The organism is Brevibacillus massiliensis, from assembly GCF_000311785.1.
Classification (GTDB): Bacteria; Bacillota; Bacilli; order Brevibacillales; family Brevibacillaceae; genus Brevibacillus_C; species Brevibacillus_C massiliensis.
In genome coordinates this window covers 180,249-194,701 of record NZ_HE978543.1, presented here as the reverse complement: position 1 = coordinate 194,701, position 14,453 = coordinate 180,249, and the positions used below count along the sequence as shown (strand labels likewise).

The 14,453-nt window shown below is 55.9% G+C and carries 12 protein-coding genes; 11 read left to right on the top strand and 1 reads right to left on the bottom strand.

Annotation, left to right across the window (positions count from 1 at the left end; translation table 11 throughout):
• Nucleotides 1-79: 79 nt before the first annotated feature.
• From HGBM_RS17695 to HGBM_RS17645, 11 genes are all read left to right on the top strand, one after another.
• Entirely contained in the window at nt 80-1,327 is a 1,248-nt protein-coding gene (locus HGBM_RS17695) for a CCA tRNA nucleotidyltransferase (protein WP_019122417.1), read from the top strand.
• Entirely contained in the window at nt 1,293-2,261 is a 969-nt protein-coding gene (locus HGBM_RS17690; protein WP_019122416.1) for a biotin--[acetyl-CoA-carboxylase] ligase, read from the top strand. The genes HGBM_RS17695 and HGBM_RS17690 overlap by 35 nt, the downstream gene beginning before the upstream one ends.
• A 265-nt stretch (nt 2,262-2,526) precedes the next feature.
• Nucleotides 2,527-3,387: a 3-methyl-2-oxobutanoate hydroxymethyltransferase gene (gene panB / locus HGBM_RS17685; protein ID WP_019122415.1), complete on the top strand. Its 861-nt coding sequence runs from the start codon at nt 2,527-2,529 to the stop codon at nt 3,385-3,387.
• A complete protein-coding gene (panC, locus tag HGBM_RS17680; protein ID WP_019122414.1) occupies nt 3,384-4,235 on the top strand; it encodes a pantoate--beta-alanine ligase in 852 nt (283 codons plus the stop codon). The genes panB and panC overlap by 4 nt, the downstream gene beginning before the upstream one ends.
• A 100-nt stretch (nt 4,236-4,335) precedes the next feature.
• Complete coding sequence (locus tag HGBM_RS17675; RefSeq protein ID WP_019122413.1) at nt 4,336-5,814, top strand: tetratricopeptide repeat protein; 1,479 nt, start codon at nt 4,336-4,338, stop codon at nt 5,812-5,814.
• 72 nt (nt 5,815-5,886) lie between these two features.
• Nucleotides 5,887-8,784 (top strand): ATP-dependent DNA helicase DinG, encoded by a 2,898-nt coding sequence (gene dinG, locus HGBM_RS17670; protein ID WP_019122412.1) that lies wholly within the window; start codon nt 5,887-5,889, stop codon nt 8,782-8,784.
• A gap of 42 nt (nt 8,785-8,826) precedes the next feature.
• The gene (locus HGBM_RS17665) at nt 8,827-9,738 is read left to right on the top strand and encodes a ComEC/Rec2 family competence protein (protein ID WP_019122411.1); all 912 of its coding nucleotides are present in this window, start codon (nt 8,827-8,829) and stop codon (nt 9,736-9,738) included.
• Between the two features lie 3 nt (nt 9,739-9,741).
• Nucleotides 9,742-10,365 (top strand): redox-sensing transcriptional repressor Rex, encoded by a 624-nt coding sequence (locus tag HGBM_RS17660; protein ID WP_019122410.1) that lies wholly within the window; start codon nt 9,742-9,744, stop codon nt 10,363-10,365.
• Between the two features lie 10 nt (nt 10,366-10,375).
• On the top strand, nt 10,376-11,671 hold the full coding sequence (locus tag HGBM_RS17655) for an amidohydrolase (RefSeq protein ID WP_019122409.1): 1,296 nt from the start codon (nt 10,376-10,378) through the stop codon (nt 11,669-11,671).
• Nucleotides 11,672-12,073: 402 nt separating this feature from the next.
• On the top strand, nt 12,074-12,772 hold the full coding sequence (locus HGBM_RS17650) for a hypothetical protein (RefSeq protein WP_019122408.1): 699 nt from the start codon (nt 12,074-12,076) through the stop codon (nt 12,770-12,772).
• Nucleotides 12,773-12,793: 21 nt separating this feature from the next.
• Entirely contained in the window at nt 12,794-13,279 is a 486-nt protein-coding gene (locus HGBM_RS17645) for a cell wall elongation regulator TseB-like domain-containing protein (RefSeq protein WP_019122407.1), read from the top strand.
• A gap of 141 nt (nt 13,280-13,420) precedes the next feature.
• Here HGBM_RS17645 and HGBM_RS17640 read toward each other — a convergent pair whose 3' ends face one another.
• Entirely contained in the window at nt 13,421-14,419 is a 999-nt protein-coding gene (locus HGBM_RS17640; RefSeq protein ID WP_019122406.1) for a zinc-dependent alcohol dehydrogenase family protein, read from the bottom strand.
• Nucleotides 14,420-14,453: the final 34 nt, after the last annotated feature.

Sequence of the window (14,453 nt, the reverse complement as noted above, 5' to 3'; positions counted from 1 at the left end):
GATGACAATTTTATCCATGTCGAGATGCCTCCTGATGTTTGTTTCTGTATAAGCAGACAGTGGAAAGGGGATGAGTGTCATGATTAAAGAACAAGCTCTGCAGGTGCTGCGCCGGTTGGAGGAAGCGGGTTTCGAGGCTTTCTTCGTCGGCGGCTGTGTCCGCGATTGGCTTTTGGGCAGAACCGTACATGACATAGATATATGTACGAATGCCCATCCGAGCGACATCATGCAGCTTTTTCCCCGGCATTATCCGACGGGTCTGCAGCACGGAACCATATCCGTCAGGGAAGGTTCCGAAATTTTTGAGGTGACGACGTACCGAACGGAAGGAAAGTATGACGATTACCGCCGGCCGAGCGAAGTTGCTTTCGTAACCGATATACGCCAGGATTTGGCTCGCCGCGATTTCACCATCAATGCGATGGCGATGGACCTGAAGGGCCGGATCGTCGACCCGTTTGACGGACGCCGGGATTTGCGCGATCGAGTGATTCGGGCGGTAGGGGATGCCGATACGCGCTTTCAGGAGGACGCCCTGCGGTTGGTGCGGGCTGTCCGCTTTGCGGCCGGGTTGGGTTTTCAGATTGAAGCCAGGACGTATCAAGCGTTGGGCATACACGCTCCGCTGCTGAAGAACATCGCCGTCGAGCGCATCCGTGATGAGCTGACGAAGCTCGTCGACAGCAGCTTTCCGGACGAGGGATGCCGCCTGCTTGACGAGACCAACCTGCTAGGTAGTTTGCCCCGAATCGCCGAAGTCTTTCACCAAGGGAAAGCGCAAGCCTGGCGCTTGCCCCGGTTGGGTTCTTTTTTGCAAAAATGGAGCCTGTTGTACTACGCGGCCGGTCAAACGGATGAATCCGCACGGCAGGCGGCAGCAGCCCTGCGCATGTCCAAACGGGAGCGGGAGACGATTACGGCATTTGTGTCCATTTTGCATGAGCTGTCCCCTGCTTGGGATCGGCCCCGTCCGATTGACTGGGGGAAGCTTTTGCTCCGCTATGGCTGGGACTTCTGCGTGCAGGTGGATATGCTTTTGCAAGCGATTTGGTGCCGCCAAAATAACCGGGAGTCGACACGGACACTGATCGAGACGTACGAACGCATGCCCGTCAAGTCGCTTGGCGAATTGGCCGTAACCGGAAGCGAACTGCAGCGGGCGCTCAGACGTGAGCCTGGCAGTTGGATTGGACGAGTGCTGCAGTCGCTGTACGAACAGACAGCGCTGCACGGTTTGCCCAATACGTACCAGGCGTTGATTGAAGCGGCAAAGAAAGAGGTAGAGGCAGATGAAGATCAAGCAGGAGATATTAAAGGCGTTTAGAGACCAGCCTGGACAGTTTATTTCCGGAGAACACCTCAGCCAGATTTGCCATTGCACGCGGACGGCGGTCTGGAAGCATATCGAAGAGCTTCGACAGGAAGGGTACCAGTTCGATGCCGTGCGCAAATCCGGCTACCGCCTGGTCTCCTCCCCTGACAGCGTCTCGATGGAGGAGATTCTCACAGGGATGAAGACAGAGCGGATCGGACAGACTGTCATCACCTTTGATACCGTCCGCTCTACCCAGATCATCGCCCATGAGACGGCAAACAGCGGCGCGGCGGAGGGAACCCTGGTCGTCGCTGACCGGCAGGAAGGCGGAAGGGGACGGCTGGGGCGGCCTTGGCATTCGCCGAAGGGGGCGGGCATCTGGATGAGCCTGATCATCCGCCCCGATATTCCCCTGCCGCACGCACCGCAGATGACGTTGTTGACCGCGGTTGCGATGGCGAAGGCGATCGAGCAGGAGGCGGGTGTCAAGCCGCAGATCAAGTGGCCCAATGATATTTTTGTGGGCGGAAAAAAAGTCTGCGGGATTTTAACCGAGATGAATGCAGAGGCGGATCGGATCAACTACCTGGTGATCGGAGTTGGGCTGAACGTCAACACCCAGCCGCAGGACATTCCGCCGGAGTTGGCCGAGATCGCCACCTCGCTTCGCATCGAGACGGGAATCAGCTTCAGGCGGGCTGAGTTGATCCAGGTCTTTTGCCAGCACTTTGAGCGGATCTACGATCAGTATCTGGCTGAAGGCTTCGCCCAGGTCAAAGCGGAGTGGGAAGCGTATTCGCTGTCGCTCGGCCGCGTTGTGACGGTTCGCACCCCCCACTATACACTCCAGGGGAAGGCGATTGGATTGGACCCGGATGGAGTGCTGATCGTCGAGGATGCAGAGGGGCAGCAGCACAAAGTTTATTCGGCCGATGTAGAATAGCCGTACAAATGTTCAGGCATTTTTGGTATACTAGGAGAAGCTGAGGTCGTATTGAGACAATCAAACGGCACTTGGCGCTCAGGTTTATCGCACGACCACATATTTCAACATTTTATCTGCTCAGAGCCGCAAGGACCGAGACAGAAGGACATTTGTACCTGGTACATGGTATTTGGCATGGACAGCCTTCTTGCTCTGGCGAGAAGGTTTTTCTTTTTGTTTTGGCAGTGGCTCATGGAACGGATAGGAAACGGGGGATAATGAGATGACAGAAAGAAAAGCGCCGGTGACGACCGCCTGGCTGCGCAAACAAAAGCAGGAAAAGCAACCGATCGCGATGATAACCGCATACGATTATCCAACGGCCAAGCTGGTTGAAGAAGCCGGAGCAGATGTCATCCTCGTGGGAGATTCGCTGGGTATGGTCGTACTTGGGTACGATTCGACGATTCCGGTCACGATGGCTGACATGATCCATCATACCAAAGCGGTTACCCGGGCCGTAAACCGGACCTTTGTCGTCGCTGACATGCCGTTTATGAGCTACCATGGCACGGTCGAGGAAGGCGTAAAGAATGCCGGCAGACTGATGCAGGAGGGGCTCGCCAAGGCGGTCAAAATCGAAGGCGGAAGCGAGCTTGCGCCGCTGGTAACGCGCTGCGTCCAGGCGGGGATTCCGGTCATGGGACACATCGGACTGACGCCGCAGTCGGTCCATCAGTTGGGCGGCTACAAGGTGCAGGGAAAAGACATCACGGCCGCAACGAAGCTGCTCGAGGACGCCAAAGCTCTGGAAGCGGCGGGCGCTTTTGCGATCGTGCTTGAGTGCGTGCCGGAGGAGGTGGCGGCAAAGATCTCGGAGAGCATCGGAATCCCCACGATCGGCATCGGGGCCGGAGCGGGCTGCGACGGACAGGTGCTGGTATTTCACGATGTCGTCTCCTACGCCTCGGCGATACAACCAAAATTCGCCAAGAAATACGCGGATGTCGGCCGCCTGATCAAAGACGGGGTGGAGCGCTATGTACGCGAAGTAAAGAGCAGGGAGTTCCCGTCTGCCAATCACGTCTTTACCGCCTCTGAAGAGACCGTTGCGAAATTGTATGGAGAGGGAGCCAAAGCATGAAACAGATCACGACGATATCTGAGCTTCGCAGGGAGCTGCAATTGATCCGGCAGGAGGGGAAGAGCATTGGGCTGGTGCCCACAATGGGGTATTTGCATGCCGGGCATCTCAGTTTGGTCGAGGCGGCGCGGGAGGCGTGCGACGCGGTCGTCATGAGCATCTTTGTCAATCCGCTGCAGTTTGGCCCAAACGAGGATTTCGAGCGTTACCCGCGGGATTTGGCGCGTGACAGCAAGCTGGCAGAATCAGCCGGTGTCGATTTCTTGTTCACCCCTTCGGTAGAGGAGATGTACCCGCAGCCGATCCTGACCAAGGTCTCCGTCGGACAAGTCTCGGAACCGCTATGCGGACGAAATCGGCCGGGACATTTTGACGGAGTGGCTACCGTCGTAAGCAAACTGTTCCATATCGTCTGGCCTGACAAGGCGTTTTTCGGGCAGAAGGATGCCCAGCAGTTGGCCGTCATTGAACAGATGGTGTTCGACCTGTCGATGCCGATCACGGTAGTCGGCTGCCCAATCGTCAGAGAGGCTGACGGTTTGGCGCTAAGCTCGCGAAATGTCTATCTAAACGAGGCAGAACGCTCCCAGGCGACAGTGTTGTACCGCAGTCTGCAGGCGGCGCAGCAAATGCTTCGCGGGGGCGAGACGTCGGTGGCCGCTGTGCGCGATCTGGTCATCGAGATGATCAATGATCAGCCGCTCGCCGAAATAGACTACGTAGAAGTGGTCAACTACCCAAGCATGTCGCCCGTCGAAGAATTTCGGCCCGGCCAGCAGATCTGCATCGCTGTAGCCGTCCGGTTCGGGCGGACCAGATTGATCGACAACGTCATCACTGCCATCTAAACGCCGCTGATGGCATTGCGCAAGCGAAACAGACTGAATAGAGCCACTCCACTTGTGAGACAATGAAACTAGCAACTACCTCACGAGGAGGTGGCTTTTTTTGTCGATTAGCCAATGGTTTGATTCACTCAACGCCCGCCTGCAGACAGTGGAGCGCGAATGGCCGGCAGCAGACGAGCCGAAAAGGATGGCTTTAGCCAAGCAGCTGTTTGAGCTTCGGGAGGCAAGCGATCAATTTGTTGAGTTGTGGCTGCATTTTGAAGAGCAGCTGTCACGGGTGATCAAAGAGATAAAAGAACAGCAAGGACAGCCCGTACAGACGGATGACAAGGCGTTTCAGGCGGTCAAACAGGCAGTGCTCGGTGACTCTGATTCCGGGCAAGGATCCGGTCAGCCAGCCGGGAACCAGGAAAAAACAGCGGCATTAGAAGATGACGCGCGGACAGAGCAAGGCTTGCTGTTTCGCAAAGGGGAAGGATTTTACCACCTGCGCCTGTTTCACGATGCCAAGCGCTGCTTTTCCGAACTTGTGCAGCATTCCCCTGACTGGGAGTACGGAAGATTGTATTACGCCTACAGTCTCTTTTTCAGTGAAGAAAGGGAAGCGGCAACGAAAGAGTTTCGGCTGCTGAGCCGGACAGCCAGTTCTCCGAAAATCACGGCGATCAGCTTCAATGCACTGGGGTGCATCTTTGCTGAGGAAGCCCGGTTTTTGGAGGCAAACCAAGCGTTTACGGCGGCGCTTGAGGCATATCCGCATTACCTGGAGGCTTTGTTCAACCTGGCCCTTTGCCAGCTTCACGACGGGGCGGCAGAAGAGGCGCTGGACAGCATTGAGCAATATCTGCAAAGGTCGGAGGATGACTGGGAGGCGCAAATAGTCTGGCTGCGGGCAGCCGAAGCGCTGGCCGCAATGGACGGGATGAAAGAGCGGGTGCCGCCTGTTCCGATGCGGATGCCAAACCGCCACCTGAAGCCGAATACGCTGCGTGAACTGGCGGCCGTATACGAGGCGCGCGGACAGGTTCACCGGGCACAGGTCTGCTATCGTTACCTGACGGAACAACTGCCTGGCGAAGGCTGGACGTGGCACGGATTGGCCTGGACGCTCTGGCAGATCAACGGGACAGAGAAAGCCTTTTCCCTGGTGAAAAAAGCGATCAGCTTAGCTCCCGACAACCTGGACTTTCACTTTTCGTACGGCTGGATGCAGCTGTTTTCCGGCCAGCAGGAAGACGCGCTGAAAACCTTTCGTTTTATCCTTTCGCGCCAGCGGGATCATCGGTTGGCCCAGTCGGGACTGATTACGGTCTGCAGCGCCCAGGGCGATTACGTGGAAGCAAAGCGGGTAGCAGAGTCTTTTCTGCTGGAGGACGACGCATATTTGCGCTCGCTCGGATACTATCACCTGGGCAGATTGGCCATGCTGCAAGAAGATTGGCTGCTCGCCAGAGAGTATTTCCGGCACGTCGACGGCAACCATGGTTTCATCCGCGAGGTACCGCTGTTCCTGAAATTGTGCGCAGAGAAATTGGGGCTGGACAGCAGGCAGCTGACGGAGGAATCGCTGCCCATCTGACGCAAAGCCGGCAGGATTTCAGCGGTTTTTGCCGAAGTCTAGGGACAGTCGTCATTTTGAGGTGAAGTCAGTTTGAACCGATTTATTGTCGTTGATTTTGAAACCACGGGAAGCCACCCCCGCCAAGGGGACAGCATCATCCAGATTGGCGCTGTCACCGTTGATGACGGGGAGATCACGGAGTGCTACTCGACCTTGGTCAATCCCGGCCAACCGATCCCCTCATTTATCACGTCTTTAACAGGGATTTCGGACGAGATGGTCGCGGATGCCCCGACGATAGAGGAAGTGCTTCCCGACCTCTTGCGGATGCTTGATGGCCGGACTTTTGTCGCACATAACGCCTCGTTTGATTTGCTCTTTCTTCAAGAAGCCCTGCACAGCCAGGGCTATTATACATTCGATGGATACGTCCTGGATACGGTAGAGCTGTCCCGTTTTTTGCTGCCGATGCAGGGCAGCTACCGCTTGGCAGAGCTGGCTGACGATTTGGAGATCGAACATGAGAATCCCCACCAAGCGGACAGCGATGCGATGGCGACTGCCAATCTGCTGCTCAAACTGCTGAAGATTTTAGGCGGACTGCCGTTGATCACTCTGCAGCGGCTGCAGCTCTTGGTTGCGTCTTTTCGCTCCGACATCAGCGTCCTTTTAAGCCACATGGAAATGGAGAAGCTGATGCAGGTATCCTTTGCGGCAGAACAGGGAGCGGCGTCGCCAGACGAGGAAAACTGGGACGTGTATCGCGGACTGGCGCTTCGCATTCGCCAACCGGAAGTCCGTGCACAAGCCGCCCGTGAGCCGGTATACCCTGCCGAATTAGACGTCTTTTTGGAAGGCGTCCTCAGAGAAAGGGGCACCCTGGCGCAGGTGAATGAACGGTATCAGTATCGCGAAGCCCAGGAAGCGATGATCCGGGCGGTGTATGCGGCGATGAACGACGGCGCCCATCTGCTTGTCGAGGCCGGAACGGGGACGGGAAAATCGCTCGGATATCTGCTTCCGACCCTCTTGTGGTCCAAGTGGCACCAGCAGCAGGCAGTTGTCAGCACCCACACGATTCACCTGCAGGATCAGCTTTTTCACAAGGACATCCCGATGCTGCAGGCTGCTTTGCCCTTTTCGTTTACGGCGGCTAGGTTAAAGGGGCGCAGCAACTATCTGTGCCTGCGCAAGTTTGAGCAAAGCCTGGAAGAGACGGGAGAGGGAGCAAGCCACGAACTCCGCTTGACCAAGGCGCAAATGGTCACCTGGTTGACCCAGACCGAGACAGGCGACGTGGAGGAGGTAAGCTTGCCGCCTGCAGGAGAAGTGTTGTGGCAGCAGGTGAAGAGCGATGCCAACTCCTGTCTGCACCGGAACTGTCCGTGGTTTACCCGCTGTTATTACTTCCAGGCGAAAGAGAGGGCCAAGGACGCCGATGTGCTGATCGTCAATCATGCCCTGCTGCTCTCCGACCTGCAGGCAGACAGCCGCATCCTGCCTCGTTACGAGGTGGCAGTGATCGACGAGGCCCACCAATTGGAGGACGTTGCCAGCCAACAATTTGGCGTTCAGTTTTCCTCCGCCGGACTGTCAAACTTGTTGGACCGCTTGGCAGTCGATCAGGAGCAGGGAGTGCCGCAGCGATTGGCGGACGAACTGGGCAGTTGGCAGCCAGAGCTGCGGGAGCAGGCAGCGGCCGGATTGGCTGACTTGGCAGAACGACAGCTCGCTGCCCGGGAGGGGTTTCACCAATGGATCCGCTCCTTTACCGACTGGGCAGTGAAACACGCCAAGGATGCGACTGAGACGGGCAGGGCAACGGTGCGGTTTCGCGCCAGTGACTTTGCCGGACGCCAGCAGCGTATCGTCGGCAAAGCAAAGGAAACGATCGAGCAGCTGGGCCTGCTGGCCGGGGCTGCAGAGCAGCTGCTGGGGTTGGTGAAGGAGCAGTCGGAGCAGCCGCCGTTTGCGGTCCGCAGCCTGGCGACCAACCTCGAAGGGATCCTCGACGATTTGCAGCAGCGGATGGATATTTTGCATTTTCTGTTTTTATCGGAGCAGCCGGATTACGTCTGTTGGGCGGAAGTGGAAATCCGCACCACCCGCAAACAGCTCTACCTGTTTGCCGCTCCGCTGGATGTTTCCGGGTCCTTGGCCGAGCAGTTGTTTGCCGACAGGCGGAGCATTACGCTTACCTCTGCGACACTGACTGTCAAGGACAGCTTTGCGCATATCATCGAGCGGTACGGACTCAGCCGCCTCCCGGGTGAGCGGGTTCGCACGTTGAGCCTTCCCTCGCCGTTTGACTATGAACAGCAGGGCTTGATCCTCATCCCGAGCGACTTTCCGAGCCTCGGCAAGGAGACCGAGGGGGTGTATCTGGAAGCGGTGACTCAAGGCTGCGCCGACCTGGTTCGAGCGGCCAACGGGCGCACCCTGATCCTGTTTACTTCCTACGCCATGCTCAGGCAGGTCTACGACGGGCTAAAGGAGCAGTTGGCTGATGAGAATTACCGGCTGCTCGGCCACGGCATCGACAGCGGAAACCGCAGCAAACTGGTCAGAATGTTTCAGCGCGAGCCAAAAGCTGTCCTGCTCGGAACCAGCAGCTTTTGGGAAGGTGTAGATATTCCCGGTGAAGCGCTCAGCTGTCTGGTCATCGTTCGCCTGCCGTTTCAGCCGCCGAATCTGCCGCTCTTGGAAGGGCGGTATGAAAAGGTCAAGGCCGAGCAGAAAAATCCGTTTATGACGCTTTCACTGCCCCATGCCGTGATTCGCTTTAAACAAGGGATCGGCCGCCTGATCCGCCAGCAGTCGGACAGGGGTGTCATCGCGGTGTTTGACGCCCGCATCGTCGAATCCAGATACGGCCGTGCTTTCCTGCAATCCTTGCCGCCCTTTCGCATCGAGACGGGGAAATGGACACAGCTTCGTGAACTGGTTCGTCCGTTTCTGTACAGCATGCATCCTCATGCGGATTCATAAAATGAATCAATAGTCTGATGAGGAATAAGGTGGTACAATATTATGCGGAAAAGTATGCCGAACCCGCTCGTTCTCATGCTGTTTGTCGTCCTTGTCCTGTCGAGCTGCTCGATCGGCAGCCATTTGAAAAAGGCGGTAAAAGTGGACGATCCCTTCTCCGCCGAAAATGAACGAAACTTCTCCGGGATGGTCGTCACCTTTTTTTCGCTGCCGGATGGAGAGAGCACGCTGATCCGCTTGCCAGGCGGCAAGAAGCTGCTGGTTGACACGGGAAGCTCCGAAGATGCCGAGGTGCTGCGCTCCCTGCTGGAGGAACGCCGGGTGACCAAAATCGATTTTGTGATGCTGACCAACGACCAGTCGGCACAGGCGGGCGGATATGCCGAACTGGCAAAGACGATGCAGATCGATTCTGTGCTGCTGCCCAAGCTCACCTATGCGACTGTCCTGCAGGCAGTGCCGATCCAGCCGGACAAAAAACTGGTGCTGCTGTCGGCCGGCGATCAGTACACGCTGGATGAGAGCGTCGTCCTCACCGTATTAAACCCGAGTGAGCCGCTGTTTCTGTCGCCCCAGGACAACTCGATCGTCTTTTCACTGAAGCAGGATAAACTGCATTACCTCTTTACCAGCGGGGTCGGAGAAAAGGCGGAAGAGCGGTTGCTGGATCGGTACCCGCAGTTTTTGCCTGCGGAAGTGTTGAAAGTGGCTGATCAAGGAAGCAACCAAGCCTCCAGCCAGCCATTTTTAACCAAAGTAGACGCGCAGGTGGCGGTTATTCAGACAGGCAAAGCATTTGATCAGCTTAAGCCGGGGCAGGCGGAGATCATGGAGCGTTTGGGCGAGTCGTGGGCAGAGACGTACGTGACCAGTCAAAGAGGGACCATAACGGTTTTATCCAACGGCAGAGAATACAAAGTGATTGAAGTAGAGAAAAAACCGAAGGGGGGCTGAGCGATGAAAGCCTTCAAGATCTCTGAAGCCGTTGTTCGCCGTTTGCCTGTTTATCTGCGTTATTTGACACATCTGCAGCAGATGAAGGTGAAGACTGTCTCCTCGCAGCAGATGGGCGAAACCCTGGATGTCAATCCGGCACAAATCCGCAAAGACCTTGCCGCTTTCGGAGATTTCGGCAAAAAGGGAATAGGCTACGATGTCGATTACCTGATCAACAAGATCAGACAAATTCTCAAGCTGGATCGGGAAATCCCCGTTGTCCTCGTCGGTGCCGGAAACCTCGGACATGCCATCAGCAATTACAACGCCTACATGCATGACAACATGCGCATCGTAGCCATCTTTGACGTGGATCGGCGCAAACACGGCAAAAAAATCGTCGGCCTTCCCATTCAGCCAATGGATGCCTTGAAACAGACCATACAGGAGAAGGAGATCCGCCTGGCGATCATTACCGTTCCCGCCTCTGCGGCGCAGACGGTGGCCGAGCAGCTGATCGATGCGGGAATCAAGGGGATTCTTAACTTTGCCCCCATCAACATCCATACGGAAAAAGACGTGCGGATTGACAACGCGGATGTCACTTCCAGCCTGCAGAGCCTGGCTTACTATATACATGAATAAGGAGAGCAAAATGAAGACAATTATTACACATGCTAACGTCATTACGGTAAATGACCAAAACGAGGTCATTGCGGATGGAGCGGTAGCTTTTGAAGGAAACCGGATCACCTATGTCGGCCCCACTCCCGGGGACTTGTCGGGATATGATCAAGTGATTGACGGCAGGCACAAATACGTGCTGCCCGGGCTGATTAACACACACGGCCACGCCGGGATGTCGCTCTTGCGCGGGTATGCCGACGATCTGCCGCTGCAGGAGTGGCTTGAAGAGAAAATGTGGCCGTTGGAAGCGCAGTTTACCCGCGAACAAGTCAAGTGGGGAACCCATTTGTCGCTGATCGAGATGATCCGCAGCGGCACGACTACCTTTGTCGACATGTACGATCACATGGGAGCCGTGGCCGAAGCCGTGGCCAGCTCCGGCATGCGCGCCCGTCTCTGCCGGGGGGTAATCGGCCTCACATCGGAGGAAGAGAGACGAAGAAAGCTGGAAGAGGCGACAACCTTTGCCCGCGAATGGAACCAGCAGGCTGACGGCCGCATCACCACCATGATGGCACCGCATGCACCGTATACCTGTCCGCCGGATTACATTATGCAAATTGTGGAGAGGGCGGAAGTATTAAACCTCCCCATCCATATCCACATGTCGGAAACCCGCTTTGAAGTGGAGCAGAACGTCAAGGATTACGGCGTTCGTCCGGTTGCCCACCTGGAAAATCTCGGTGTGTTTCGCCGCCCAACCTTGGTGGCTCACGCTGTACATTTGACGGATGAAGAGATTGAGACTTTGGCAAAATACGATGTAAAAGTATCACACAATGTCGTCAGCAATTTGAAATTGGCCAGCGGTGTAGCCCGGGTACCCGAGATGCTGGCGAAAGGCATCGACGTTTCCCTTGGGACCGACAGCAGCGCGAGCAACAACAATCTCAATCTGTTCGAGGAACTGAAGCTGGCGGCGATTTTGCACAAGGGAGTGACGTACAATCCGGTTGCGGTACCGGCCGAGGAAGCGCTGCGGATGGCCACCCGCTACGGAGCCGCCTGCGTGTTTCAGCCGGAGGCCCTGGGATCGCTGGAGGTTGGCAAACAGGCCGACATGATTATGCTCGATGCCAGTCAAGCCCACTACCACCCGGCGCACAACCCTGTTTCCCATGTGGTCTACGCCGCAAATGGCCACGACGTGACCGACAGTATCGTGGCTGGAACCTTCCTCATGCGGAATCGCGAGCTTTTGACCATCGACGAAGAGAAGGCCGTCTCTGAGGCAAACCGCATGTTTCAATTGCTGAAACGTTAAAAGGTCTCCTGTCTTGGCGGGACAGGAGAGAAGTGAAATGGTAGGTGTAGGCAGGGGATTTTTTTGTTGCGCGTTAGACGTTCGATTTTTCGGCTCGCCAGACTTCCTCTAATGGCGTGTGCCGCCATGTCAATGGTGTTTGGTGGGGCAAGGCTCTAAGCGGTGATGACAAATCTGCCCATGAGACGCGAAAGAAGTGTAAGGGCACGGGTTTCGTTTCAGGAGATGTCGTCATGGAAGGCAGTTTCACGCGCTCACCTCCTTGGGGTGTATCTGTAGTATGACCGACGGCTTGTCTGCTATGTTTAGAAACTTTTCCGTCCCGTTCTAAAACCTTCCCGTATGACATATGCTTTCGGAAAGCATGTAAAGGGAGGACAAAGAGGACGGGGAGGAAGGTCCATGTACATCCGACCACGCCGGTTATGGTGGTTTTTGCCTTTGTTTGCCGCTTTGTTTTTGCTTGGGATGGCGCTTGGCAAAGTGACAGACAAGCCCCAGGTGAAAGAGGCAAGTGTGGAAATGGACAGCAAGAGCGCAGAAAGAGCGAATCGGGCTGCAGTTGCCGCCCTCCTGGATCAGGTGAATTCTGGCGAGGAGACCCCTTTTCAAGTCAGGGTAAAAGATCAGTCGCTTGCCGGGCGGTTTCGAGGGGCAGCTTTCGAGCTGGGTGGAGACATCCACGGTCATCAGTTGAAGATAAAGCGTGCCGAGGATCAGGTCATGGTCGCGATCGACGGGGATGAGCAGGAGGGCACGATGACCCTGCCGTTTTCCCTGTACACGCCTTATGAACATATGTCTGTCATCAAAAGCCATCTGGAACAGGTAAAGCCGCTTCCGCTGAATGATGCCCAAAAGGAAGGCCTGCTCGGGTACCAGTTTTCCCTGCCGCCAGGAGAGGTAAAGGCGATGCTGTCCACTTGGCTGGGGCCGCAGTTTCCCACTGAGCAAGTGTTTCAGCAGTTCTTGCAGCAAGTAGCGGTGACCTACCAAATGTGGTATGATGAGAAAACGAGTCACCTGCGCCAATTAGTCGTTAACCTGGAAATTTCCGGACCAAATGGCGGCAAGCAGGATCAATTAATTTTTCTCATGTAGGAAGGAAAAGGAGATTTTTTGGTGGTAGCCCGCATCCTCATTTCTATATTTGGATTTTTCATCGTGATTGCCGCGGCGGTTTACTTTTTTGTCTCCAGTGTTGTAAACCAAAAGTACACGTTTGAAGAACAAGCCCGGCAGTGGGCCGGCGAGCGAACGCGCATTGCCCAAATTGACCAGATTGCGGAATACCGCGGAAAACAAGCTTACACTGTGGTTATGGGCAAAGACGCGGACGGAAAAGGGCTGATTGCCTGGATGACACCGGATGAGACGGTCGTGGATCCGACCGATGGAATTGTCTCGGAAGAGGACGTGAAGCAGACAGCCTTGGCTGCCTTTCCCAATGGCGAAATCGTCCACGCCGTTCCGGGAATTGACGGATATTTGCGTTTTTGGGAAATTTTAGTTATCGATAAGGACGGGTTATACAACTACGCCTACTACGATCTGCATACAGGAAAGTTGATCAAGTCCTATCGGCTGAATCCATCCGCTATCAGTTAAACCCATACAAGATCTGCTTCTTACCTAAGCTGGCACCGGCACTTGACCGGTGCCGGCTTATTTGCCGTGACAGGATAAGAAAATATAGCTTCCTGAGACGGCTTCCTTAACCTGCATGAAAAGCTTCAGTTGAAGCCTTTCTTAACGGGCGGCTGTTCCAGCGCCTTCCATGAGAATTTTACCGTGCGCCCCCGGCGAATCGGCCAAGCGGACAGCGGCCTTCACCTCCTCCAGAGGGAACCTTGCGCCGGACGTCCCCAACCTCACTTTTTGGCTGGAAACCAGTTCCATCACCCGATGAAATGTCTGGTGCCAGGTTTGCACCGACGCTTGTTGGTTCCAGTGCCGCAAATGAAACAATTTGACCCGTACGTTTGCACGCCGCGCGATGGTTGCCCAATCGACAGGTATCCCCGACAAAAGTCCGATGCTGAGCACAATCCCCTGCGGACGGAGGCAGCAGGCCAACTCTGCACCGGCTATCCCTCCGACAGAATCGACGGCAGCACTTGCTCCACGGCCGTTCGTTAGCTCCATAACGGTATCGCGAAGAGGGGCGGCATTGATGACGGCTGAAGCGCCCAGTCTGATCAGCTCCTCCGTGCAGGCATTGCTTCTGGTCACGGCAATCAAGCGAAATCCGAGGATGTTTGAGAGTTGGGCGAAAATGCGGCCGAGAGAAGAGCCCCCGGCGTTGATCAGTAAGACGTCCTCTGCGCCCAACTGCAGCACTTCTGTACAGGTCAGCCAAGCGGTCAACGGATTGATGTACAGCTGTGCAGCCGTCAGATCGTCGATCCCGTCCGGGACGGGAACAGCCAGCTGCGCAGCCGTTTTGACATACGCTTGCCAGGTGCCTTCCCCTCGCAGGGGGAGAATGCGCTTGCCCAGCAGCCATTTCGGAACGCCGGGGCCGACTTCTTCCACAATGCCGACCCCTTCGTATCCCGGGACGGCCGGCAGAGAGATGCGGTGGGCATACGCGCCCCGCACGGGTATCAGATCGGACGGGTTGATCGGCCGAACGATCATCCGCACCAGGACCTCCCCGGCACCGGCACCCTGAACGTCTGTTTGCTCTACCTGCAATACATCCTGCGGGTCGCCGAATTGATGATATCTGATGCAAGTCGCTTTCAATCGTACACCCCCTTTTTTGGCAGCTCCAGTTTGC